Annotated in this window: 19 protein-coding genes and 1 pseudogene; 16 read left to right on the top strand and 4 right to left on the bottom strand. The window is 59.6% G+C overall.

Annotated features, from left to right (window positions below):
* The first annotated feature begins 215 nt into the window (after window positions 1-215).
* The 11 genes and pseudogenes from ACNJX8_RS10730 (at window position 216) to ACNJX8_RS10680 (ending at window position 12295) form a co-directional block, all read left to right on the top strand.
* A complete protein-coding gene (locus tag ACNJX8_RS10730) occupies window positions 216-1247 on the top strand; it encodes an LLM class flavin-dependent oxidoreductase (RefSeq protein ID WP_439360569.1) in 1032 nt (343 codons plus the stop codon).
* Between the two features lie 65 nt (window positions 1248-1312).
* Window positions 1313-1576 (top strand): hypothetical protein, encoded by a 264-nt coding sequence (locus ACNJX8_RS10725; RefSeq protein ID WP_439360568.1) that lies wholly within the window; start codon window positions 1313-1315, stop codon window positions 1574-1576.
* A gap of 482 nt (window positions 1577-2058) precedes the next feature.
* Window positions 2059-2307, top strand: a complete 249-nt coding sequence (locus tag ACNJX8_RS10720; protein WP_439360567.1) for a hypothetical protein — start codon at window positions 2059-2061, stop codon at window positions 2305-2307.
* A 1277-nt stretch (window positions 2308-3584) separates the two neighbouring features.
* A complete protein-coding gene (locus ACNJX8_RS10715; RefSeq protein ID WP_128946002.1) occupies window positions 3585-3962 on the top strand; it encodes a NolY in 378 nt (125 codons plus the stop codon).
* 733 nt (window positions 3963-4695) lie between these two features.
* A complete protein-coding gene (locus tag ACNJX8_RS10710; protein ID WP_439360566.1) occupies window positions 4696-5838 on the top strand; it encodes a TlpA disulfide reductase family protein in 1143 nt (380 codons plus the stop codon).
* Window positions 5839-6426: 588 nt separating this feature from the next.
* Window positions 6427-8259, top strand: a complete 1833-nt coding sequence (locus tag ACNJX8_RS10705; protein ID WP_439360565.1) for an ABC transporter ATP-binding protein — start codon at window positions 6427-6429, stop codon at window positions 8257-8259.
* An 87-nt stretch (window positions 8260-8346) separates the two neighbouring features.
* Window positions 8347-8595: a hypothetical protein gene (locus ACNJX8_RS10700; RefSeq protein WP_439360564.1), complete on the top strand. Its 249-nt coding sequence runs from the start codon at window positions 8347-8349 to the stop codon at window positions 8593-8595.
* Window positions 8565-8822 carry a hypothetical protein gene (locus ACNJX8_RS10695; protein WP_439360563.1) on the top strand — a complete coding sequence of 86 codons (258 nt, stop codon included), beginning with the start codon at window positions 8565-8567 and terminating at the stop codon, window positions 8820-8822. The genes ACNJX8_RS10700 and ACNJX8_RS10695 overlap by 31 nt, the downstream gene beginning before the upstream one ends.
* 53 nt (window positions 8823-8875) lie before the next feature.
* Window positions 8876-9611 (top strand): annotated as a pseudogene (locus ACNJX8_RS10690) (IS630 family transposase); the annotation flags it as partial.
* Window positions 9612-10462: 851 nt separating this feature from the next.
* Entirely contained in the window at window positions 10463-10708 is a 246-nt protein-coding gene (locus ACNJX8_RS10685; protein ID WP_128945999.1) for a hypothetical protein, read from the top strand.
* An 861-nt stretch (window positions 10709-11569) separates the two neighbouring features.
* Window positions 11570-12295 (top strand): outer membrane protein, encoded by a 726-nt coding sequence (locus ACNJX8_RS10680; RefSeq protein WP_439360562.1) that lies wholly within the window; start codon window positions 11570-11572, stop codon window positions 12293-12295.
* Between the two features lie 353 nt (window positions 12296-12648).
* Here ACNJX8_RS10680 and ACNJX8_RS10675 read toward each other — a convergent pair whose 3' ends face one another.
* The gene (locus ACNJX8_RS10675; RefSeq protein ID WP_439361879.1) at window positions 12649-13374 is read right to left on the bottom strand and encodes a helix-turn-helix transcriptional regulator; all 726 of its coding nucleotides are present in this window, start codon (window positions 13372-13374) and stop codon (window positions 12649-12651) included.
* Between the two features lie 1324 nt (window positions 13375-14698).
* Between ACNJX8_RS10675 and ACNJX8_RS10670 the strand changes: the two genes are divergently transcribed.
* The 3 genes from ACNJX8_RS10670 to istB all read left to right on the top strand — a co-directional run bounded on the left by ACNJX8_RS10670 (window position 14699) and on the right by istB (window position 18535).
* A complete protein-coding gene (locus ACNJX8_RS10670) occupies window positions 14699-15415 on the top strand; it encodes a sulfite exporter TauE/SafE family protein (protein WP_439360561.1) in 717 nt (238 codons plus the stop codon).
* Between the two features lie 832 nt (window positions 15416-16247).
* On the top strand, window positions 16248-17780 hold the full coding sequence (istA, locus tag ACNJX8_RS10665) for an IS21 family transposase (RefSeq protein WP_439361878.1): 1533 nt from the start codon (window positions 16248-16250) through the stop codon (window positions 17778-17780).
* An 11-nt stretch (window positions 17781-17791) separates the two neighbouring features.
* A complete protein-coding gene (gene istB, locus ACNJX8_RS10660) occupies window positions 17792-18535 on the top strand; it encodes an IS21-like element helper ATPase IstB (RefSeq protein WP_439360560.1) in 744 nt (247 codons plus the stop codon).
* A 1453-nt stretch (window positions 18536-19988) separates the two neighbouring features.
* On the opposite strand, the gene ACNJX8_RS10655 is transcribed toward istB, so the two are convergent.
* Window positions 19989-20405 (bottom strand): hypothetical protein, encoded by a 417-nt coding sequence (locus ACNJX8_RS10655; protein ID WP_439360559.1) that lies wholly within the window; start codon window positions 20403-20405, stop codon window positions 19989-19991.
* Window positions 20406-20615: 210 nt separating this feature from the next.
* Between ACNJX8_RS10655 and hemN the strand changes: the two genes are divergently transcribed.
* Window positions 20616-21950 carry an oxygen-independent coproporphyrinogen III oxidase gene (gene hemN, locus ACNJX8_RS10650; protein WP_439360558.1) on the top strand — a complete coding sequence of 445 codons (1335 nt, stop codon included), beginning with the start codon at window positions 20616-20618 and terminating at the stop codon, window positions 21948-21950.
* A gap of 407 nt (window positions 21951-22357) precedes the next feature.
* Here hemN and ACNJX8_RS10645 read toward each other — a convergent pair whose 3' ends face one another.
* Window positions 22358-22876, bottom strand: coding sequence for a hypothetical protein (locus ACNJX8_RS10645; RefSeq protein WP_439360557.1), 519 nt, complete (start codon window positions 22874-22876; stop codon window positions 22358-22360).
* 153 nt (window positions 22877-23029) lie between these two features.
* On the opposite strand from ACNJX8_RS10645, the gene ACNJX8_RS10640 reads away from it, so the two are divergent.
* A complete protein-coding gene (locus tag ACNJX8_RS10640; RefSeq protein ID WP_439360556.1) occupies window positions 23030-23194 on the top strand; it encodes a hypothetical protein in 165 nt (54 codons plus the stop codon).
* Between the two features lie 364 nt (window positions 23195-23558).
* Here ACNJX8_RS10640 and ACNJX8_RS10635 read toward each other — a convergent pair whose 3' ends face one another.
* Window positions 23559-23906: a hypothetical protein gene (locus ACNJX8_RS10635; protein WP_439360555.1), complete on the bottom strand. Its 348-nt coding sequence runs from the start codon at window positions 23904-23906 to the stop codon at window positions 23559-23561.
* Window positions 23907-24053: the final 147 nt, after the last annotated feature.

Genomic DNA, 24053 nt, shown 5'->3' with positions numbered 1-24053 from the left:
TCGAGCACATGCTCGGTGTGGAGGCGCCTTCTATCAAAGTAACGGCCGGACCGCCATCTGCGCATTCTCATGACCCAATCACATCGTGCAAGCTCAGATCCACGCACCCAAAGAGAAACGCCCGAAGCCGTCAAATGAGGAATGACACCTCTTTGAGCGCGACGGCATGAAGTAACCAGGACCCGCTACCTGGCCCATAATCGGAGATTGATCGAGTGAAGAGTGGCCTTCCTTCAAGACTAACGTGCGGCATTTTCGACCATTTGGATGACGACGGCCGAGATGCCGCACGACAATATGAAGATCGTCTCAAGCTGGCGGAGGTCTGCGATTCTCTCGGCTTCTACGCTTATCACCTGGCCGAACACCACTGCACACCTCATGGCAGAGGGCCCTCGCCGAACCTGTTCCTATCAAGCGTCGCGCAGCGCACCCGGCAATTGCGCTTTGGTCCGCTCGTCCTGTTGCTCAACCTTTATCACCCATTGCGCGCATTTGAAGAGATCTGCATGCTTGACCAGTTGAGCGGCGGCAGGCTCGAGCTCGGGATCGGCCGCGGCTCCCAGCCGATTGAATGGGGCTATTTCGGCATCAGTGCAGAAACCGCACCAGGCCGTTATACTGAAGCCACCGAAATCCTGAATATTGCACTGAAGGGACATACGCTATCCTATCAGGGACACCACTTTGAGCTGAGCGAAGTACCCTTAACCTTGAGGCCTCATCAACGTCCATATCCGCCGACCTGGATCGCAAGCAATCGGGCCGAGTCGGCGCAGTGGGCCGCTGCAAATGGCGCCAATCTGGCGTGCATAGGCCCCGCCTCTGTTGTCCGGAAAGTTACGGATGCCTACCGCTCCCATCGAGCCCACAATACAACTGCACACGGCCGCGAGCCATTTCTCGGGCTGGCCCGCATGGTCGTGATTGCGAAGTCTGACCAGGACGCACATGCGGCCGCCAAAACTGCGTATGGACGATGGCTGGAGAGCTTCAAGTTTCTTTACGACCTGAATGCCATTCCGACGCCGCCCGCCCTACCGCTGACCTTCGATGCAGCACTTGAGAGCGAATTGTGCGTCGTTGGAACGCCAGCTTTCGTCCGACAGCTCCTTCTTCACCAGATGGAAGAGGCAGGTGCCAACTACTTGCTTTGCCAGCTTGCATTTGGAAACCTTCCGCTGGAGATTTCCCTGTACACGGCAACCGCCATCAAAGCTGAAATTCTCGATAGCTTTGGAGGCTAATGTCATCATATGCTTGGCATTGAGGCGTGCGCCCTGAGGTTGTCCGAAGCTGGTTGCGATTTTGGTTGTCGTTTGCCCTGGGCGCGAAGGCGATCGTCAGCCTCAATGGCAGCGATCAATCAATTTTTCTGACCGCGCGTCTTCTTACTTCGGCACATGAAACTCTGCTTCGAAGGGAATTCTTCGTTGCGAGCGCGCTTTACGCAATGAACTTTGTCGGCATGGGCGGAACGGGCGGTGCCGTCTACGTCGGCAACGGCAAGATTGTCGGGATGGGCGTTGGAAACTTTCGCTATAGTGGCACCTACATCGAGCAAGCGGTCGCATAAAGGGGACTGTCAACCTATATGCGCCAACCGCCGGTACGCTTATAACCGGCGCTCAAGTACCGGCAGACAGCAGATGGAGCCTGACGCTCGATTGGCCTGCCAACTTCCCAGATCGGAAGCCACAGGCGCTCATGGCTGAGGATCGTCCGGCACACGTTATACTGAAGAAAATCGCCGATCTCTGACCGCCTGGCGGTCCTATTTGGGAGCGAGCTTTTGCTTCGGAGCCTGTGCCATCCGTTTCATCAACTCATCCCCAGCCGAACGCTCTTCGTCCGCTTAGATCTCGCGGGCCTTTCAATGAAGGTCCGCGATTGCTCAGGGTCATCCTGCATCTGCGGCGGGCCGGAGCTGGTGGATAGTCGCCGTCGAGGTTCCATGGCCTTTTCTTCGGCTTGCGGGGATCGAGGAGTTTTTGGAGCTTCGCGACATCTGAAGTCCAATTTAAAGGTATTCGCCAAACGGTCACCGCTGCGACCTTTTTGTCTTCTCAACCCGGGGCGGTCATCAACGAATCAGCAGGCTCGCCTGAAAGCCTTAAGCTCACTGAACCAAGTCGGCGGGAAAAACAAACTAAGCCGCTTTTCGATGTAGGCGATGAGATTACTCGCGTTGCGCTATCCACAAACTGGATGCAGGCCATCAACACTTTCGATTTTACCAACTTCAGCCAAATACCCCATAAGTCGATCGCCGGTTTCCGCAAAGCACATTTCACGAATGTCGTGTGACAATGGATCTTTTTTGCTTTCAGCATGGTCAAGCTTCTCGTGGCTGCATCCCCAACGCCCGCCCTCAATCTTTGAAATCGACGCACGTGCGGCGCAAATGCGATCGGATGGCCAATCGCAACATCTTGCGCGCAATCTATCGCGCTGTCGCCTCCCCCTTTCCCATCATGCTAAAGGCGTCCAAGAAGATCGGCTGTCACGCACAATGCTTGGCCAGGGCAAATGCGAGCGCTGCATAGAATTCGGTCCGGCGAACTGCCCTCTGCAGCGGTGCGGGCTGGACTTGTTGCCCTGCGGGCAGCGTCGACAATCCGCCGCCGCGGCGGCCTGCAAACAAAGCAGTGCAGTCAGCTATCTGACTACCCTAAGTACAAGACACATATCCTCCAGCCGGGACGAGGCCCCGATGTCGATCCGTGTGATAAGACCGGCCTCGCGATCTTACCCACCCCCGCTAAGCCGTGTGATCGTGGATTCTCACTCTGCTCGCGTGCTCAGCCTTCGTCGGCGGGCGGCGCCCACAGCGCGTCCTACAGACTGACGCCGCCCCATGTCATTCTATGCGCCGCCGACCTTCGACCATATCCAGACGCGGTTATGCCTCGTCAGCAGTCCTTACATCACCATCAGGACCAATGGTGGCCGTGCGCGATCTGCCGATCTTGGATCTCAGCACGCGCAGCTCCCAGGAGCCCATCCGCACGTTCAGCGTGCCAGGCATCTCCAGTCAACGACCGCAAAGAGAAGCCACAGACGTATGTAGCGGATGTTGGTTCTGAGTTGCTTGGCATGGGCTGGGACATCATTGTCTGGCGTGATGAGGAGTCCGGTTCTGGACCAGCTAACGGCGCATCTTCAGCAACAGCTTCATCCAGCGCCAAGCGCTCTGTATGGCACTCTGCCTGGCGAGCCCTTTGGTTACGTCCGGATCACTGTGCCACGCGGCGAGGAATCCAGCAGCAGTTCGGGCGGCCGCTTCTCGACTTGCGGTCATCAGCGGGGTCCCCGCTTGCCCCATGCGCTGGACCGTCTCGACGGTCCAATCAAATGACGGGCCATCTACAACGCTGTTCGCAGCGAACTATACCATCGATTCCGTCTTTGCAGCAGTCCTTACGCGGCACCCTGCCCCCCTCTCTCTTCGGCGACCGTTCGTGGGCACCTTGCCTGAAGCAGCAGCCATTGGTTCTAGCGCCGCGTCTGCCGTCTTGCGAACGGGGAAGCACGACACAACCTACTCAGCCTGGCCTTGCATTTAACTGCTCTGGAGCAACACCGTGGAACTTGACCCTGCCAATTCACGCATACAGGACCTCGAGGATCGCATCGACCTGCAACTTGACATCGTGGCCGCCCTCATACGCGAAGAAGGCAACGAGCTCGAAGCGATCCGACTGCTTAACGCACTCACAAACCAAATGATTACGGCAGAACTGGAGCTCGGCCAGCTCGGCGATACGAGAACCGGTGGCCGTGCCGGCGACCGGCGAACGGCGCGATTGTCGCGCGACCGTGGCGTTTACCACCCAGAAGACCTTCAGGTTTTGGGACGCCTTCTCGACCAGGCAGTGGCGGCATTACCGGCAGCGCTTCGAACTCCCGCCAACCAAATGAAGATCGCCAAGCTAATTCTGGCACGTGCAGCAGCGGAGTGAGATTCCGTTTGGCTTTTCCTGGCGCTTGACGGCGCGCTTATTGAACGTTTATCGCTGGGCTGACAGCCGTGCCGTACGCACCGGGGATCGAAGGCTTGGGATTTATGGGCTCACCGTCCCCTAAGCGCGCCGCTTCCGCTGGATTTTCCATATCGCAACTGCTCGCCACCACATTCGAAAACAGGCGCGCCCTATTATCCCAGCTCGCGCCGGAGATGACACGGTTACATTCGATCCAGCTAATTTAGGGGACAGGGATTACCAAGTTTCCGTTCGGCGGCTCACAACATCAAATCAGTTTTCTGGCGGCGCGAAGTGCGCAATTCTTGTTCAAATTCCGACAGCGGCACAAAGCCCGTCGGGTTCAAAACACTGGTCGCCGTGAACCGCCATTGAGCTATTCATGCGCAATTAGCCGCTTAATGCGCGCAGACGATGCTGGCACGGACGTTGCTACTAGGTGCAGCAGTACTGAACGTGCTGAGCGCACCCAGACGCGAGACGAGCGATGCTCTCCTTCCTTGAACCGATGTGGCCCGCTTGTGAGAGGAAGAGCTTGTTGCTTGTGACTTTGTGTGTCGTCGCGCTTGGCGCGGCGACACCGACATTCGCTGCGGATCTCGCTCGGCAGCCCGTATACACCAAGGCACCACCCCTCGCGGTCGCGGTCGCGATCGGAGATCAGCTAGCACAAAACGTCGCCCAGCCTCTGACAATAACTTTGGAGAGTAACATGGCGCTGGGCTTAGAATCCCCAGCTCCCCCGATCAGGGTGGAGAACTGGCTGCGTGGTCAGCCCCTCACGAGCTTTCAGCCCGGGAAAGTGTACATCGTCGAATTTTGGGCAACTTGGTGCGCACCGTGCGTGGCGGCGCTGTCCGATCTGGTACAGCTGCAAGAGAAATACAGAGATAGCGGAGTTGAGGTCCTCGCAATAGCAGCTCGTGAGCGCGCTCAAACAGCGGAAGAGGCCCGAAGCAAGTTGGACGCATGGTTGACCGAAAAGTTGCCGAATCTCAACTATCGGGTCGGGTTCGACCACACACGCGAAATGGACAAGCTTTGGATGGATTCCAGCTTTTCTGTTGGGATTCCCACCTCGTTCGTCGTCGACCGTGATGGCCACATCGCCTTTATCGGTTCCCCGACGCAACTCGAAGACGTTTTGCCGAAGATTCTGACCGGCAGCTGGCGCATCAGCGATGAAGCGAAAGCCGCCGATGCAGCGCGGATCGCCGAGGGCCAACGCACAATGCCGATCTTCGCCAAACTGACGCCGGCGGTGAAGGCGCAGGATTGGGCGAAGGCGCTTTCGGTGGTCGAAGAAGCCGTCGCTGTTTTGCCGGATGACATGTACTTCCGCGTGCTCCATGCGGATCTGTTGCTTCACAAAATGCATGACTTGCAGGCCGGCCTGCCGGTGATGCGCCAATTGGTTCGTGACGCGATCAACAAAAAATCCGCGCCGTGGATGGCCGGGGCGATGCGCCAACTCTTTGATCCGGCGAATGACAACTCTCATTTGCCGCAGGCCGAGCGCTTTGCGATGGGCAAGGAGTTATCCGAACACATTCTAGCAGTAAATCCTCCGCAACGCGACGAGGCCCCGAAGTTCCTGTCCTATCCGGCGATCGCTCAGTACTATTACGAGAGCGGCAACAAGGACCGCGCGATCGAGTTGATCGAGGTGACGCTGAAGTCGCTGGACGACCCCGCACCTATCCCGGACAAACTGAAACAGCACGTTATGTCGGTATTGGTCCAAACGCTGGCCAACTACAAGGGTCAGAAGGCTTGCTATGCGTCTCTTTGTGCGACTCCGCAAGCCGAAGTCTCGCAAAGTACCAAAGCGCAAGCGCCGGAGGAGAGAAAATGAAAGAGGGTAACGATCTGAGCTGCTCACTGGTTAATTCGTCAAATTGTCCGGTGGGCCATCGGCAATTAACGATCAGCGAGCTCGGCGGTGGATCGTTTGTGGCACGTTGGAGGTTCGGATTGCTATGACCCCCATCCGGATCGACGCGGAGGTGATCTTCCAGATGAAGTCGCGCCGCGATCCCGCAACGCAAAGTCTCTGGCGGTCATATGCTGAACACTTCCTTCATCAAAATGCGATTATGCGTACAGCCATGGCCGATGCCGGAGCTAGGCGGACATCCCCACGCTTCTGCACACGGGCAAAGATGAGTGACGCCGATCCCGCCTACCTGGCTCACACCAGGTCGGATCGCGCAAGGCTGGCCGATGTCTCAGATCGATGCTCTCAGCCCGAGGAGCTCGCAAAGCGTGAGGCGCTTCGGCTAAGCGCTTACGCTAAGAGTGGGTGAAATGGGTAGAAGATTTCGGCCGCAGCCCCCAGACTCCGGGCATTTATCGCATCCCTCGGACGGCGCGCCAAGCATTGGGCACATCGGGTCTGGATCGAGCGGTTTTTACACCGCGTGCGCCACAAACCCCTAGCGCCATGACAAGTCAAGATGACAAACGACCCGCCGCAATCGGCTTGGTTCTCCCGTTTGCGTTGGAGCACTGGCTGAAGCAGCCAGTCCGTGCCACGATTATCCTCGTCGGCTTCCTGGGGGCGACGATCGCCGACCTGTTCATGCCGGTGTATTCCGGGCGTCTGGTGGACGCATTGACGTCGGTCCCCTCCGACCAAGCGGCGCGACATGCGGCACTGAGTGCGTTCGCTGGTACCCTCGCGCTTGGTCTGCTCTCGATTATATTGCGGTTTACGGGCTTGCAGGCGATCGTGCCGTTCACGCTGAAGACCATGTCAGATGTGGCCCGTGGGGCCTTCATGCGCGTGCAGCGCTTCTCAACCGACTGGCACGCTAACTCGTTCGCCGGCTCGACCGTGCGCAAGATCACCCGCGGCATGTGGGCGCTCGACCAGCTTAATCATACGATCCTAATGGCATTGTTGCCGTCGCTCGTGATGCTCGTGGGCTCGACGATCCTGCTCGGCCTGCATTGGCCCGAGCTCGGCGCCGTGCTCGGGCTCGGCGCAGTGATCTATGTCGCCATGACGACGGCATTCACGATCGGCTACATCGCGCCGGCGGCGCGCGTCTCCAACGCTTGGGACAGCAAAGTCAGCGGCACGCTAGCGGACGCGCTCACTTGCAATACTGTGGTGAAATCCTTCGGTGCTGAGGCGCGTGAGGATGCGCGGCTTGACCGTGTCGTCAGACGCTGGCGGGCGCGGGTGCAGCGCACTTGGCTGCGGTCCAACGGCACGAGCACGGTGCAGCTTGTGATGCTCTTGTGCTTTCGTGCTTCGGTGATCGGCGGCGCCATCCTGCTGTGGATAGCGGGGCGCACCTCTCCGGGCGATGTCACCTATGTGTTGACAAGCTATTACATCATCCACGCCTATTTGCGTGACGTCGGGATGCACATCAACAATCTGCAGCGCTCGGTGAACGACATGGAGGAACTGGTTACCATCTATGGCGAGCCGATCGGCATTGTCGATGCCCCCGACGCCAAACCGATCGACATTCACGGTGGGACGATCACGTTCGAGGACGTCACCTTCCTCTATGACAGCGATCGCGTGCCGCTCTACGACGGATTGTCGATCAACATCCGCGCCGGAGAGCGGATCGGTCTGGTCGGCCGCTCCGGCTCTGGCAAGACCACGTTCGTCAAGCTGCTTCAGCGGCTCTACGACGTCTCCGGCGGCCGGATCCTGATCGATGGCCAGGACGTTGCGAAAGCCACGCAGCAGTCGCTGCGCAGCCAGATCGCGATCGTGGAGCAGGAGCCGATCCTGTTTCACCGCTCGCTGGCTGAAAACATCGCCTATGGCCGACCCGGCGCCAGCATGGCGGCGATCAAGCAGGCGGCGAGGCTCGCCAATGCGCATGACTTCATCATACGATCGCCGAAGGGCTACGGCACACTGGTGGGTGAGCGCGGCGTAAATCTGTCGGGCGGCGAGCGGCAGCGCGTTGCACTGGCGCGCGCGTTCCTTGCCGATGCGCCAGTGTTGATCCTGGACGAGGCGACGTCGAGCCTGGATTCGGAATCGGAAGCGCTGATCCAAGAGGCGATGGAACGGCTGATGAAGGACCGCACCTCGATCGTAATCGCGCACCGCCTGTCGACGGTGCGCGGCCTCGACCGCATCCTGGTGTTCGACCGCGGCGAGATCGTCGAGCAGGGTACGCATCCGGCGCTGATCGTGCAACCCGGCGGCATCTATCGCAGTCTGTTCGAGCGGCAGGCCGTCGAGTTCGGTCCGCTCTCGGCGGAAGGCCGGCCTAAAACATGGCTGGCCGCATCTCCGTAGGCCTAGTGCTATTTGGCCGTGCTGGAGGGACATGAGCATGGCCTGATAGTCCCACATCCTTTTTGCAATCTGGTGACGGAGGCGCGCGTGAGCGTTGATGCAAAGGCGCATGAAGAGTTCTTCCGGACGTGGCTCGCAGATATGGTTGAGCCGGGCCGGCTGTTCGGCTTAAACGAGGTCCGCGGCGACGGTAGCGGGATCACGGAGGCACGGCGGACGCTGCCGCAGGATGCGCGGGTGCGCGGCCAGGCGCGGCGGCTTGGTGTGACCCTGGCGAGCCTCTGCCACCTCGTGTGGGGAAGGTGGTGGCGCGCAGCAGCGGCCGTGAGCAGGTGATGTTCGGCACGGTGCTGTTCGGCCATGCATGGCGGCGCCGATGCCGCCGCACGATGGGCCTGTTCATCAACACCATGCCGCTGCGGCTCGATCTTGACCGCACCGCCGTCGAGGCAAGCCTGCACATCACATATGCCCGCCTGCCCGAGCTGCTCGCGCATGAGCATGCCTCACTGGCACTAGGAGTTCTTCAGTCAAGCTCTCATCTGATTTCTGCCCAGGCGTAGGGGACCGTAACGACTTCCGCCCAACGTGGTCAGAACAGGTAAGTGGGGCCGCTAAAGCAGGCGACCAGTTCGGACTGGCGATCAGCACGGCCATCGGCTGGATGCAGCGTGTTGAGGAGAACGGCAGCGTTGAGCCTGGCCAGATGGTCGGTCACAAGCCGAAGGCGGTTTCGGGAGACCAACGCGGTTTGGCTGTCCCAGCGGATCAAGGACAGCGATTTCACCATACGAGGGCTCGTTGTCGAGCTTGCCGGACGCGGCCTGAAGGTCGACTACCATTCGGTGTGGGACTTCGTGCATGCCGAGAAGCTCAGCTTCAAAAAAAGCGTGGCGGCTGGCGAACGCGAGGTCGCGCGGCGGCGAGCCCAGTGGACAAAATATCAAGGTCGCGTCGAATCTGAGCGGCTGGTCTTCATCGACGAGACCTGGACCAGGACTGACATGGCTTCCTTGAGCGGATGGGCGCCGCGCGGGCACAGACTTCACGCCAAGGTTCCCCACGGCCGTTGGAAGACCATGACCTTTTGGCGGCCCTGCGCCATGACCGGATCGACGCGCCATGGTTCATCGAAGGGCCGATCGGTGGCGTGAGCTTTCGCACCTACGTCGAGAAGGTTCTTCTGCCCGTCCTTCGACCGGGCGATTTCGTTGTCTTGGATAATCTCGGCAGTCACAGGAGCTGCCGCGCGAACCGTCGACGCGGTCTGCGCGGCAATTGGCCAAGCACTCGATGCCTTCACTCCCGAGGAATGCGCCAACTACCTCAAAAATGCAGGCTATCGAACCTAACCTAATGCCATCATGCTTTTAGAGCTTGATGTTCCTCAAACACCTGATAGCTATCGCGTCTTATATGATCTGCCACCCACCCCAAGGGCTGATAGCGTGGAAGCGCAACCCAACACATGCGTGCGAGACATCGCACGACTATCGGCGCTTGTGATCCCTCAATGCGTTCGCTCTCGTTGCGGCATTGTATCCTACAAACCCGCAACGACGGCACCCCACATTCCTTTGCCGGACGATAACGAATTCGGTAGGGGAGCATCGCAATCGCGCTGCATCTCGCTGCCCTTCTCTAGTGCGATCACCTGGAGCAAACACCGCACGGAGAGCAGGATGCCATGCGCAGGGTCGAACAACAGGACGACGGGCCGCGGACACATGTCAGAAAGCAAACAAGCAGCGTTCGGAACACGCCACACGATTCCAAAAACGACATGACAAGCAGTGTTGCGATTAGAACGCTTCTGGGCTTGTGACTGCGAAAGGAGCTGAACGGTCCATTTTCATCATGTTCAGCTTTAGTCGTGATTGGCATGGCGCCCGATCTTCCGATTGCAGGAAGAAGAGCCACAAATGTTGACCGATGCCAAGCAACAAGAGCACTGCGGCAACGAAGCGCGCGAACGACGCGTGCTCGTTTCAAGCGTTTCATAAATATTCGAATTGCGTTTAGCAGTATGACGTTCGGTCATCGGAACTTCAACAAACATCTATAAGCTTCATGGAAGCGCCGAGAGCAGCTCGATAGCAAGCGGGCTGCGGCCCTAATGTCTTACTTGCTGGGACAAACCACAGACTCTCGGTTAGCTGTTGGCAAGGTACTTCCTTGTATCAGGACGTCGAGGAGTGTTTAGATGGATCAGTTCTTATCCGAGCAAATGCAGGTGCCAGATGCTATCGTGAGCGTTGCATTTGATAAGGCTTGGCGCTTTGTCGAGAAGGATCCGTTGCTGGCGCATAATCTCGAGACGGTCCTTCATAGCCGGTTGCGAACTTTGCTTGAGTGTTCGATAAGGAACGGCGAACGGAATACTCTGAATTTGGCAAACGAGGCGATACGCAATTTGCGGGCGGAACTGGCGCCGCCGACCGAGCAATAAGGCGCTTGATCTCTACTGGCAGATGGGTTCGGCTTCGTTAGGGCTCTTGGGGACCTTATGCGGCAGGACAACGACCGCGTCAGAGCGTAGTCGAGCTAACCTTCCCTCCGCTCACGTTCTGCCCCGCTGAAGACGAGCACGTTCGCGACGACTGTTATCTGTGCAGCTCTTCTGGCGACCTAGACTAATAAGCTGGAACTCAAAGGCGGCGAGACGGGCAGCCGTCATTCGCTGGCGTCAGGAAAAGGCATACCGTTTTCTCTCCTGACCTTGGGCTCGGCACGAGCTCGCGCAACTTCAAGCAAGAGCCTCGTCAAGCGCAGCCGCCTTCTTGACGTCCCTCGATCGAGGTAGAGATTGAGGAACATCGCACTACACTTGTACTAGGTCCGGAGCCAAAGCGATCGAGGCCTGTGATCGATCACCACCGCATCGCTTACGATCGCTAGCGGCAGCATGACCGTCCTGCCGGAAGGATGAGCCTGAGCGCCCGATACGCGTCCTCGACCAGCGGTCTTCATTTGCCGAACTCTGTGGACAACGAGCATACACGGGGCGTGTTGGCGGAGTCTGGTTTTGGAGCTAGTTGGCGGCAGAGGAGCCAAACACCTCGCGGCATTGCGTGACATCCCAGGCCATCATGAACGGATCGCATTCAAAGAAGGACCTGCGCCAAGTGACCACTGTCAGGCCGCAGCATTTCGGTCGAGGCTGCGCAGGGCAAGTTGCGCACTTCACAATCTGACGCGGCGTGCGATTGGACCTATTTCTTTCGAACACATGTTGTGCCGCAGTTACAGCAATTCGCGATCATATTGTTAAACGCACGCCGCCGGGGGTAGCGAAAGGAACGACACTCGAATGAAGAATTTTCTGATTCTGACCGCATGCATCGGCGCACTCAGCGCGGCCGCTCCCGCATTCGGCACGGACCTCTCCGGGCAGCCCGTCAAGATCAAGGCGCCCCCGCTGCCGGTCGCAGCCCCGATTATCGATTGGTCCGGCTACTATATCGGTGTCAATGGCGGCTGGGGCACGAGCCACAATTGCTGGGATTTCAATGGCGTCACTGCCGAGGGTTGCCATGATTCGGCTGGCGGCACCATTGGCGGCCAGATTGGCTATCGTTGGCACATCTTCCAAATGGTCTACGGCATCGAAGGCCAGGGCAACTGGGCCGACTTCAACGGCTCCAATGTCAGCACCGCCTTCCCAGCAACCACCATTGGCACCAAGACAGATGCGTTTGGTCTGCTCACTGGCCATATCGGCTACGCCTTCAATGCTGTGCTGCTTTACGCCAAGGGCGGTGCTGCCGTGACCAGCAACACCTATTACGTCAACTCGGTGGCTACTGGCACCGAGATTGCCAAAAACAATGATGTGCGTTGGGGTGGCGCGCTGGGCGTCGGTGCCGAAGTCAGCATCACGCCGAACTGGTCGACTGGCGTCGAGTATACCCACTTATTCATGCAGCGCAGCAACGTAAGCTTCCCAGCGGCCCTTGGCGCCGATCGCGTCCACCAGGACATCGATCTCATCACTGCACGGCTCAATTACAAGTTTGGCCCGGCGTTTGCCAAATAGCGATCTCCACGCGATTGCTTGAATCGGGAGCCCCGACGACGGTCGGGGCTCTTTCTTCAGATGCTCATCTCCCTCGCATCCCTGCCGCACTTCCGAAGCGCCGGGCCCGAGCTCGGCTAAGTCTGGGTCACCGGCTGGATGGAACGACTGCGCCTGACTCCAACGCTGGCGGACCAGGTCAGTCGATTCGACACGTCGTCGAGGGTTATGGAGCTCCACAACCTCAGGCCGCGTGAGGTTTGAGATCGCTTGTCTCGATTACCTGCGATTTGGCCAAAAGTGCCATGCTGAACTCGCCAGAAGCTGCAAGCAAAAATTTGGCAGTTGGAGCTCGTCCCGTTCGACTGATAAATTCAAAGACCATCGAGGCGAATAGCCATAGCAACCGCTTGAATCCGGCTGGTCGCACCCAGCTTTCGCATCGCATTCTTGATATGAAAATTGACTGTATTCAGGCTGATTCCCAGGATCATCCCAACTTCCCATGACGATTTCCCCTCGGCCACCCACCGCATGCAACTGACCTCCCGCTGCGATAGTGCAACTTTTCGGTCGCAATCATTATTGGAGGGACGAGCGATCTCGCCAGAGGCGCTGTGAAAGAGGGAGGCCAGCGCCTTGAGATGACCGATGCGGCCCTGAGGATCAGCATCGTCGGACGGAGATGCAAACGACACCACTGATACCCGCCCCGACGGACCGAACAATGGTACGCTCATACCATGCTTCAGGCCCGCCTCTCTCGCCTCGTCCAGTACGCGTCTCTCGTCTGGTTGAAGTTGATGGCGGTCGGCGAGTTGATCCCACAAAAACGGCCGCGTATGCATCGGCGTCCGCCGCACCACCGGATCGATAGTATGGTACTTGCGTTTGAAGTACCGGTCGCACCAGTCTGGCGGCCACTTCACAGCCACAGTCGGAGGTGGATACTCCGGCAGCCGAAGCGGCTCGACGAAATTGAGAGCGCCGTAAGCGACTTCACTGAATCCTTCTTCGGTGGCACGGCTTACAAGGAGCTCAAACAGCGCTCTGAGCGAATTCGTCCGGTTCGCGCATTCCGTGAAGCTAAAGAGATCCATGATGGGACGCCGATCAGGCTCCCTGTCGCTGTGTTCGATTGCGCTTGTTTCAGGCGGAGCCAAAATCCGTTCCATGACCTGAACTCTTGGGTTTGTGCTTTGTGAATTCTGAGCGCTCGCACGCTGCGTCAGACCGTTCCCGAAGTCGTTGCTTTGCGGCCGGCTGTGCCGGCATGATCGTCCCGTCAAACAGCCGAGATGCCGCCACCATCCCTGGTCCGGGCTGAACGGCACGCCGCAATCGAAGCGCCCTTGCACATGCAAAGTGATCGGTCGAGCTCGCCGATGACGCACTGGCCAAATCGGGGATCACCGCGCCCTCATCCGTGTTGATGGTCTGTGCCATCGATGCCGACCAAGCTGAACCGCCTTGCTGATGCCGGCGGTGATAAAAGGTCCGAGGTCCCCGGGGTCCTGTCCTAACGACGCTTCGCTTTCTCTCAAGGCCGAGCACGAGGAGTTCCTGGGCACTGAACCGCGCGATACAGGGAAGGTAGAGGACGCCGATGCGCTTGGCGGTGCGTGACTCGACCCGCGCGTGGTCGGTATCGATTCTCTGCTTGCCGACGAAGACAACAGGAGCGTCATTTTTCTTCCCAACCTTGCGAACTGCCATCGCTAACCGTTGGCTGATCCTCCGCCCTATGACGGCGTCGGGGAGGCGTCGATGAGCAACACTGAACGGCCGAAGCCGAAGCCATACTCCTCCCATGATTGCCTGGCGTCTCAGCGGGGCCGTCCGGCAGATACGGCGCAAATGAATCGCGACATCAAAAGCGCACTGTGAGATAAGGGATCGCGAGACCTGCTTGATGCGGAGGACACTTTGCATGCGCATCTCCAGAGGGAGAGACCCCGCACGAACCAGCAAGTGTCGTACCAACTTTGATTTCGCGAAAATCAACCGTCAGGACAAGGTTCGTAAGGAGGATGGTTGGTTCCCCAGTAAGTGCATGAAGCAATCCTGACATCGGGAGGAAACGCGACAGGGCCATTTGCGCGAGCCGCGGCACGAGATGACCTAGCCGAAGAAAGGGTGCAGCTCCCTCGGCGGCAGCCTCGAGTCTATGGACTTCTAACCGTCGGCGCCCAAACGCAGCCCTCTCGCAGCCAGTCAAGTACCAACCTTGGCAATTGAGGATGACGGTGACACATGGCAATCGTCAAGGAACTTGAGCTGACTGTACCTTGGGCCGCGCGGATCCCCGAATAAGCGCTCGGAATCGGCTCCCAAGCGGAACGACAATTGCGCCGGCACCTTACGCTCGGATCATGATGCGGTTGGTGCAACCAAGGCGAAGAACTTCGCCAAGATCGGTGAAGTATGGTTTCTCTGCTCTTCGCAATCGTCTCACTGCTCTATTCGACTGTTGGCCAAGCGGGTGGCACCGCATTCGTCTCGCTAATGGCTTTTTCTGGTATGCCATCGACAGAGATGCGCCCGACGGCGCTTGCTCTCAACATTGTTGTCGCGACTTATTCTACGTGGCTCTTCAAGCGCATCAGAGTCGTAGACTGGATAATCCTGCGTCCGCTTCTGCTTTCATCGATGCCAACGGCGCTTGCCGGTGGCTTTATTGTGCTCGGGGAACACATTTACAAGACACTGACGGGGATCGTCCTTCTTCTGGCGAGCGCCGTGATGATCATGCGGCGCGGACGAGCCGCCGATCGCGTTTGCGAAACACCGCTCCGGGCAAGCGTGAGTATTGGTGCGGTCCTCGGCCTGGTCTCCGGCCTGACCGGCGTGGGCGGCGGAGTGTTCCTGGCCCCGACGCTCATCGCACTGAATTGGGCATCACCTAAGCAGAGCGCCGCGCTATCACCCCCTTTTATCCTGGCTAATTCCGCAGTCGCCTTCGTCGGAGCTCTTTTCACCGGCCAATTTCCGTCCTCGGATTTGGCGCTTTACGCAATCTCCGCGCTTGGGGGTGCCGTCGCAGGATCGGTGATAGGCCTGAGATGGTTGAGCCAGACAGCTATCAGGTTCATCCTCGTGGCGGTTCTGGTCGTTGCCGGCATCCAATTGGTTCGCGCTTGAAAGGTCTCGAGCCCCACTTTTTGGGGTTGGGAAGGCCCAACGCGGTCAGATCGAGATGCAACACGATGCAAGCCGCGACTCAGTCGATTCCGAGCGCCTTACCCAACTCTGCAAGCCGCCATGGAGCAGCACGTCTCCTACCGGATAAGCGGTATGGTCGAGCGACGATGGGGCGCACCACCTCGCAGAGCGCTGATCGTCATGAGCCCGGCGGTCAGTACCAGGTCGCATCCGGTTCGCGCTTCCCCATGGGCGGGTGGGTCAACGTCGAGCGGGGAGTACGAGCAGGATGAGGTGTACGCCGATCTCGTCTATCCTGTGCGAGGCAGCTTCAATCCAGCGCGCAGTAGCTGCAGGACCAAGAGCCCCTGATGGACGGCATAGGGACGATCGGGCAGATCGATCCAGAGGCGCATTTTCCTCAAGAGCGATAGGGGCCATGAGATCTACTTCAATTGTATCCGTATCCTAGAAGGCCGCGCCAATCTCGGATCGCGCGTCGACTATACGTCGAGGAGCTCGGTGAAGACGGTCTGAAGGCTTGGTAATCCAAGTTCTGCGCAAGTCAGTTAAGTCTGTCCTTGCGGCGCGCTGGTCATGGAGAACCTCAGGGAAGATGATGTGCTGAGTGCGGATTCCGCTCGATGTCGCCCAGCGTTCCGAGATGATCTCGCCCACCATTCCGATTTGAAGTCGCCCACCCGTTCCGAGATGATGTCGCCCACCATTCCGGGATGATGTCGCCCGGGTGACGAGGCCTCTTCTGGCTCCCATAGGGTCAACCCTTTCGGCTTTGCGAAGGGGACCCTGGATGCCGACGGAGAGGCTTGCGATGCGCCGTGTGCGCGATGTGATCAGGATGAAGGCGGCTGGGCTGCCGAGCCGCGAGATTGCGCGGCGGATGGGCGCGGCGCCCTCGACAGTGCGGTTGACCATCCGGCGGTTCGAGGCCGCAGGCCTGAGCTGGCCGTTGCCCGACGAACTCACGGACGCGGCCCTGGAGGCCCGCCTGTTCGCCAAGACCGGCAACAGCAACCGGCAGGGTCACCGCCGCATCGTCGAGCCCGACTGGGCGGCGGTGCACCGCGAGCTCAAGCGCAAGCACGTGACGCTGTCGATCCTGTGGGAGGAGTACATTGCCGCCGAGCCCAGCGGATACCGGTACTCGCGCTTCTGCGAGCTCTACCGCGCCTGGGAGGGTCGCCTGTCGGTGACGATGCGCCAGGCGCACGCGGCCGGCGACAAATTGTTCGTCGACTACGCGGGCGATGGCGTGCCGGTGGTGGTCGACCGCCTCACCGGCGAGCGGAGGACGGCGCAGGTCTTCGTCGCCGTGCTCGGCGCCTCGAACTTCACCTATGCGCAGGCGACGTGGACGCAGGGGCTTGCCGACTGGATCAGCGCCCACGTCGGCACCTTGGCGGCGATCGACGGCGTGCCGGCGCTGTTGGTGCCTGACAACACCAAGGTCGCGGTCATCAAGGCGAGCCTCTACGACCCGCAGATCAATCGCACCTATGCGGAGATGGCGGCGCATTACGGCACGGCCGTCTTGCCGGCGCGACCACGCAAGCCGCGCGACAAGGCCAAGGTCGAGCAGGCTGTCCTCATCGTCGAGCGCTGGCTGCTCGGCCGCCTGCGCCATCGCATCTTCTACAGCCTCGCCGAGGTCAACGCGGCGATTGGCGAGTTGCTCATCAGGCTCAATGAGGAGCGGCCGATCCGGCGGCTCGGCGTGACGCGCCGCCAGCTGCTCGAGGAGATCGACCGGCCGGCGCTCAAGCCATTGCCGACAAGCCCATACGTGCTCGCCGAGTGGCGGATCCGCCGCGTCAGCCTTGATTACCACGTCGAGGTGGAGAAGCATTACTACAGCGTGCCACATCGCTTCGCGCGTACCGAGGTGGAGGTGCGGTTCACCGCCCGCACCGTCGAGATCTTCCACAAGGGCGAGCGGATCGCCGCGCATCAGCGCATGAGTGGCAATCACAAGCACACCACCGTGCCGGAGCACATGGCCTCCAGCCATCGGCGCTACGCCGGCTGGACCATCGCGCGCATCCGCCAGGACGCTGCCGCGATCGGGCCGGCGACCAGCGCGTTGTGCGACCTCATTCTCGACGAGCGCTCGCACCCCGAGCAAGGCTTCCGCGCCTGCCTCGGCATCCTCAGGCTTGCCGCCTCCTATGGGCGCGAACGGCTGGACGCCGCGGCTGCGCGGGCGATCGACATCGGTGCGCGCACCTATGGCTCGGTCAAGTCGATCCTCGCCAACAACCTCGATCGGCGTCCCGCTCATCAGCGCTCCGCGGACGATGCGCCGATCCTGCATGCCAACATCCGCGGACCGCGCTACTACAATTAGGAGACCATCCCTTGCTCACCCATCCGACCCTCGACCGCCTCAACGCCCTCGGCCTCCACGGGATGGCCAAGGCCTTCGCCGATATCGAAGCCACCGGCGAGGCTGGCAGCCTCGGGCACGCCGAATGGCTTGCGCTGCTGCTCGAACGTGAAGCCTCGCTGCGGCACGACAAGCGGCTCGCCACCCGCCTGCGCTACGCGAAGCTGCGTCAGCAGGCGTGCGTCGAGGACATTGACTACCGCACCCCGCGCGGCCTCGACCGCCCGCTGTTCGCCAAGCTTGTCGAGGATCGCTGGATCGACGACCATGCCAACCTGCTGATCTGTGGCCCGGCCGGCGTCGGCAAGAGCTGGCTCGCCTCGGCGCTCGGCCACAAGGCCTGCCGCGACAATCGCTCCGTGCTCTACCAACGTGTTCCGCGGCTGTTCGATGACCTCGCTCTCGCGCGCGGCGACGGCCGCCATCCACGCCTATTGCGCAGCCTCGGCCGTGTCGATCTGCTGATCCTCGATGATTGGGGGCTCGAGCCGCTCGATGCCGGTGCCCGTCACGACCTCCTGGAAATCCTCGAAGATCGCTACGGTCACCGTTCCACCATCGTCACCAGCCAGCTCCCCGTGGACCAGTGGCATGTGCTCATTGGAGATCCCACCTATGCCGACGCCGTCCTCGATCGCCTCGTCCACAACGCCCATCGGCTCGACCTCACCGGCGAGAGCCTGCGCCGAACCCGGCAGTCCGCCCGAAAGGCCTGAGACCGTGACGCTGTGGACATGCCGCTGCGCTTGGACAACGCCAAGGCGTTGCCCACATGCCCACAGCAACCGCAACAGAAACACAACAGGTTCAAGCCGCGATTCCAGTTGACCGCGCGGCTGGCCTAATGCCAGAGAACCTAGGCAGCCAGAACGCCTCGTCCCCGGGCGAGATCAAATCGGAAAGGTGGGCGACATCGTCTCGGAATCCCCGGGCGACTTCATATCGGTACACCCGGGCGACTACGTCGGAATCCGCATGCTGAGCGCCAGCAGGTCGCAATCAGCTCGAAAAGGGCCGGAGGCGCGGCAATTAGCCCCGCCGCCACGAAACCCCAAAATGTCGCGCATGTCCCCTTGTGAAATCAGCCGCGCCAGAAAGTCATCCTTTCACCGCCCCCTCGACGCGTTCGACGCCTTCGCGGAGTTGCACATGGGGATTGCTGACGCATGGTGGGGCGACGAAATCGTTCCTCGACCCTATCTCCATCCTAAAACACGCTGAGACCTTCTGACGCGGTATCGCTGAACGCTGCTGACTATCTCGAGCAGGTGACAGACTTAAGCAGTTCGGAGGTGTGAAGTATCGATTGTTTCATTAGCGAACTGAAGGCCATGATCGCCATAGATCGTGTCACCCTCTTCCGGGTAGTCGTCACCCGATGGCTGGCTGGCGGCGAGCCGGGCATTTCAATTATGACGTCTCGTGCTGCGCCTAGTTCGAAGTTATCAAGCTGTTTGGCGGGAACCATCCTCGCTGCCTTGATATCCTGAAGCAGAGAAACGTATCTCAGATAGTGTCGCATGTGAGGTGTCTGGCGGGCTCGCATTCGCTATAAGCAGGACCTGAAAGTTGTTGCGAGCTGCATTGGAGCGGGAACGAGACGCCGAGCCAAGGCGCCCCGACGCACTTTGCCGGGTTGAAAGTGCGCCGGGCCCGCCCCAACATCATCAGTACATCCGTGATGATGCTGGCGGCAATGAGCCAAGCAGCGTGGCGGAATTGAGGCTCATGCTTTTTATACTTGAAATTCAAATATGTTTTAGTGAGCTGCTCCAAAGCACTTGAATCGCACGTAGCGTCACGTTGTACGATCGCGCACTTGGCGCTCTTCATCTAGCAAGCAACTTATTTTCCGTGACACGCCGGAAGGAGGCGTCCGATTCGTGGCATCTGGCGGAGAGGTCTGCGCATATCGAAGCTAAGCGGCGAGACGCCACTCGCCTACCCAGCAAGCCATCGTCCATGCTTTCGCGCGCTAGGATTCTCAAAGGATGCTACCGGCTGAACGACCGATCGAACCGTCGAGCTGCTGGACGACGTCCGCGCCCAGCTCTCCTTAACCGATCGTGTCCGTAGGAAACGGCTGCGAAGCGGCGCTTCGAGCTCGCGCACTTCGCCCTGGGATTGCTGCGAGCCTGCTCCGCCTTACTGGGCCATCGACTAAATCGTTTAATCCTTCCGCAAGCGCGTGGGTTCGTCAGCTTCCTGCCTGGTTTTGGCCTGGATGTCGCCGATTGGGACCTGTACGCGCTGTTGGATGATCAGATTGAGTTCACGTTTATCTTCATCAAGGGCACGTTGTTTGCGGATCAGCTCGGCTTGAGCCTGCTGCACCTTGGCAAGCTTGGCATTGTTGGACTCCAAGTTTTGACGAAGCTCGGCCGCTTCGGCAGTTTGTGTCATCAGCTCGGCCGCCGCAGCGTCTCGAGCCTTTTTCGCTTCCATGGCGACGAGCTGGCCGCGCTCGGTAGCTAACCGCTCTGGTCCTCGATCTGGTGGCGCTGCGTGGCCCTCGCTCCTGGCCCAAGGCCCCGGCCTTGCAACGTCGGCATTTTGACCGCCAATTTTTCCTGAAAGCGTGCTCATACGAGAAGTTCATTCTACCCACAAGCATCCAGATAATGGCCAACGAGCGGCTCTCACGCGCACTCTCAGTCCGGCCCCTAAGCCGCGTTGGCAGTGACATCGACAGCGGGACCAGATCTCAGGAACAGTTAGGCGCGTTTGACATAACGCAAAGACACAAGAGAGAGCATCGGTCAGCTTTATGCTCTTTGAGCATGGGAAACTTAAGCCTTGCAGACCTCGCTCCTGAACAAGTATTGCGATGCTCGCCTGCCTTGGTACACCATCTACCCAACCGTACCGGATTTCTCCGCGGTGTTCGGTGCCAAGTCTTGTGAGACATGGTTGAGGCGGCTGCCGCCGGACGAACCCGTATCGCTCTACGTCCACGTTCCGTTCTGCCGCTCGATCTGCTGGTATTGCGGCTTCCCTACGAGCCTCACTCGCAGCGAGCGACCGATCCGCAATTACTTGGCGGCAATGCATGAGGAGATACGCTTGGTCGCAGAGCAAGCGCCGCGCGCTCTGCCGGTGAGTGACGTGCATTTCGGCGGCGGGACGCCGACTACCATTGCGCCAACCGATTTCCTGGCCTTGATCGAACGCCTGCGCCGCTGCTTCGCGTTCAGCAAATCAGCTACCATCGCCATAGAGATCGACCCGCGTACGATCACGGCCGAGATGGTCGAAACGTTACAAGCGGCCGGGGTCAACCGCGCGAGCATCGGCGTGCAAAGCTTTGATCCCTTGGTTCAAAGGTCGGTCAACCGTGTGCAGAGCGAGGTGCAGACGGCTTCTGTCGTCGAAAGTCTTCGCCAACATGGGATAAGCCGCATCAATTTCGACCTTCTCTTCGGACTGCCGCATCAGACGGTGCGGTCCTGCGTGGACTCCGCGCGGACGGCTCTGGCCATGCGGCCAGACCGGTTTGCGGTTTTTGGCTATGCTCACGTCCCCTCCTATATGAAACGTCAGCTCCAGATCGATGAGGCGGCGCTGCCGGACAATGTCGCCCGCGCTGAGCAAGCCGCGGCCATTGCGGATACACTGGTGTCTGCCGGCTACCACCAGATCGGGCTCGACCATTTCGCCCTGCCCAACGACGAGCTCGCGCTGGCGCAGAAAGCCGGTGAGCTCCGCCGGAACTCCCTGGGTTATTCGGCTGATACCTGCAAAACCGTGATTGGCTTAGGTCCGTCAGCCATCGGCCGTCTGCGTGACGGTTACGTCCAGAACGAGATCGCAACCGCTTCCTATCACCAACACATTCAGGCCGGTCGTCTGGCAACCTCAAAAGGCTACCGTCTCTCCGCCGAAGATCGCCTCCGCGCCGCAATTATCGAGCGCCTGATGTGCGATTTGCAGGCCGACGTACCAGCGATCTGTGCTGCTCACGGATTTGATCCGATTCCTCTTCTCGATTCGGCCGACCGCCTGGCAATGCTTGCCGAAGACGGGATAGTGGACGTTGAAGAGGGATTCATTCGGGTCAAGCAGGAGCACCGGTTTGTCATTCGTGCTGTTGCTGCCGCATTCGACACTTATCTCGACCGTACCCCCTATTAACTAAGTCACGCGTGTGAGCAGATTCCAAACATCTAAGCTCTTCGCGAGGCAGCGATCCGAAGAAGCGCCTCGGGCAAACAGGCCGGATTTCGAGGATGCAGCGGCGGTGTGATGACACGACCTTTCAGATATGGCCTCAAACCGGCGAGGGCTGACTAAAAGGAAGCTGATTTAAAGGAGAGGCGCAGCGGATTCCGCCAGGCCACGCCTCGATCACGCGGAAAGGGCTCTGCCCCACCTCCCCGGAGTGCTCCGATGATGGTGACGGCCTCAGCGACATGCCGCTGGAGACGGCGGCGCCCGCGCAAGCTTCGGGTATTTTACGGCAGGAGGCAGCTTTGCGAAGTTACGGTCCACCTCATCGAGCGCAGTTGGAGACTCGACCACGCCTGCAGCGACGTGAGACCTCAAGGCTCGGCTGTGCTCGGTCCTGCGATGAGTGGCGCGCCTCCGATGGAAACAGGTCCCTGTGGTTTGGACCGCCCGAGGCGTTTGCTGGCGACGCTTGAAACAGCCCGGGCTGGCGACAAAGGAGGCACGGAAGCAGCAGAAGGGACAGGCGTTAAACTCTGCAGCGAATCGATCCGCGAGGTCAGCACGGTGATCTGATCCAGGATCGCTTTGAGGACATCCTGCTGGGCATCGATCCGGCGGTTGAGTTCTGCGATCTCATCGCCAGCTTTCTGCTGTGCCCACTTTATCTCGGACAGGGATGCCCTGTCCTCCGGTGACAGGCTCATCGTTGAAGCGACTTGCCTGCTTTCCGGCGTCTCGACGAGCTCTTCAAGGTTAGCCCAAAACCAGGCGCCAGCAGCACACGAGCCGACGAGGACCAGCGGGAGCACCAAAACCGGGAGCATCCGTCTTGACGGCCGGTGCAAGAGCCGCCGCAAGTCTGAAGCGGCCGCTTGATCAATCAAGTCCATTTTCCCTCGCCCAACATCCCCATTTCAGTAGGCTTATTTCGTCCACGCGACAGCCTGCGATGCTCATGCGCTCCAGGAGCTGCCAGCGTCGACAATAATCAATCTTGGCGACCTTCCTGATCGGCTGCCCCTGCTCCTATGAAGCGCTCCTTCTTGAGCAACGCAACGCGACAATTTGCGCGCGTTCTCCATGATAGCGTCACCGGCGAGCAATGGTTCTCGTCTTCGTCGGCGATGGCGCAGCATTTTCTCATCATTCAGAAGAACCTTGCAGATTTTCTTACCCTTGCCGTTGCACGAATGCGCACCGTCCACTGATTCCTGCAATGCGTTCGATGGAGCCCGCCTCACGCCTTGCCGAGACCAGCAACTTCATTCGGAACGCGCCACGTAAGCGCCACGGCTGAGCGGCCGAGCTGCAATGGCCGATTGGACCTGCGACGAATGCACCTGGTCAACTACCAAGTCCGGCAGGTTGTTCGAGGTGACGGGCACGTGGCAAGCGTGACCAACGAACGCCGTGCACGTCAAGGATTCGGATGAAAGACAGATTTTGCCGCGCGAACACTGATGGAGCCAGCAACTGCTGGCCGATACCCACCAAAGCTGCTCGATGGCTCATTCCTCCGTGTTCCTGGGCCACCACGTTATACGTTGTGATGTGGTTGCCGGGCGCGCAAATTCAAAGGCTCTTCGGCCTTCGAGCCTGGCGATTGTCTCGTCTTTCGGTGATCACGATACCAATGAAGCGCTTCCTGAAGCTAGGCTTCTTGCCCGGCGAGCCTTGCTTTCTGGTAGCTGCCGTTTCGTCGAGAAAGCCACCTTCGATGCAGATGCGCGGCACCGCCAGAATCGCCTGACTCACAGTGAGCAAGGTGGACATTCGCAATGTCATGGTGGCGACGACAGTCATGGTGGCCACGACAGCGAGACTCCGCGCGCTCGTCGTGGGCATTTTGCCGAGCCAGCGCTCGCCGCAGGCTCTCGGCGCAGCGGCGTCATGCACAAGCAAAGTTTCGGACCCGGTCATCATCGCGTCCCGAGCTGAGAGGTTCGGGAAGTCTGAGTGGTTCTCTTAGGATACATCGAGTTCTGGGTCGTCCCCCTCGCCTCGGACGCGAAAACGCAGGGAGCTCACTCTGGGCCAATCAGGCCGCGGTTCAATCTATTCATGGAC

Source organism: Bradyrhizobium sp. SPXBL-04 (assembly GCF_051853035.1).
Classification (GTDB): Bacteria; Pseudomonadota; Alphaproteobacteria; order Rhizobiales; family Xanthobacteraceae; genus Bradyrhizobium; species Bradyrhizobium zhanjiangense.
The sequence above is the reverse complement of the archived record's forward strand: the minus strand, read 5'-3'. Positions and strand labels throughout refer to the sequence as shown.

Excerpts from the sequence above, each read along its gene's own strand:
- ACNJX8_RS10710 (WP_439360566.1), top strand. The coding sequence starts at position 4,696 with ATGGCGCTGGGCTTAGAATCCCCAGCTCCCCCGATCAGGGTGGAGAAC.
- ACNJX8_RS10705 (WP_439360565.1), top strand. The coding sequence starts at position 6,427 with ATGACAAGTCAAGATGACAAACGACCCGCCGCAATCGGCTTGGTTCTC.
- ACNJX8_RS10685 (WP_128945999.1), top strand. The coding sequence starts at position 10,463 with ATGGATCAGTTCTTATCCGAGCAAATGCAGGTGCCAGATGCTATCGTG.
- ACNJX8_RS10680 (WP_439360562.1), top strand. The coding sequence starts at position 11,570 with ATGAAGAATTTTCTGATTCTGACCGCATGCATCGGCGCACTCAGCGCG.
- ACNJX8_RS10675 (WP_439361879.1), bottom strand. The coding sequence starts at position 13,374 with ATGGATCTCTTTAGCTTCACGGAATGCGCGAACCGGACGAATTCGCTC.
- ACNJX8_RS10670 (WP_439360561.1), top strand. The coding sequence starts at position 14,699 with ATGGTTTCTCTGCTCTTCGCAATCGTCTCACTGCTCTATTCGACTGTT.
- istA (WP_439361878.1), top strand. The coding sequence starts at position 16,248 with ATGCGCCGTGTGCGCGATGTGATCAGGATGAAGGCGGCTGGGCTGCCG.
- ACNJX8_RS10655 (WP_439360559.1), bottom strand. The coding sequence starts at position 20,405 with ATGAGCACGCTTTCAGGAAAAATTGGCGGTCAAAATGCCGACGTTGCA.
- ACNJX8_RS10645 (WP_439360557.1), bottom strand. The coding sequence starts at position 22,876 with ATGGACTTGATTGATCAAGCGGCCGCTTCAGACTTGCGGCGGCTCTTG.
- ACNJX8_RS10635 (WP_439360555.1), bottom strand. The coding sequence starts at position 23,906 with ATGACCGGGTCCGAAACTTTGCTTGTGCATGACGCCGCTGCGCCGAGA.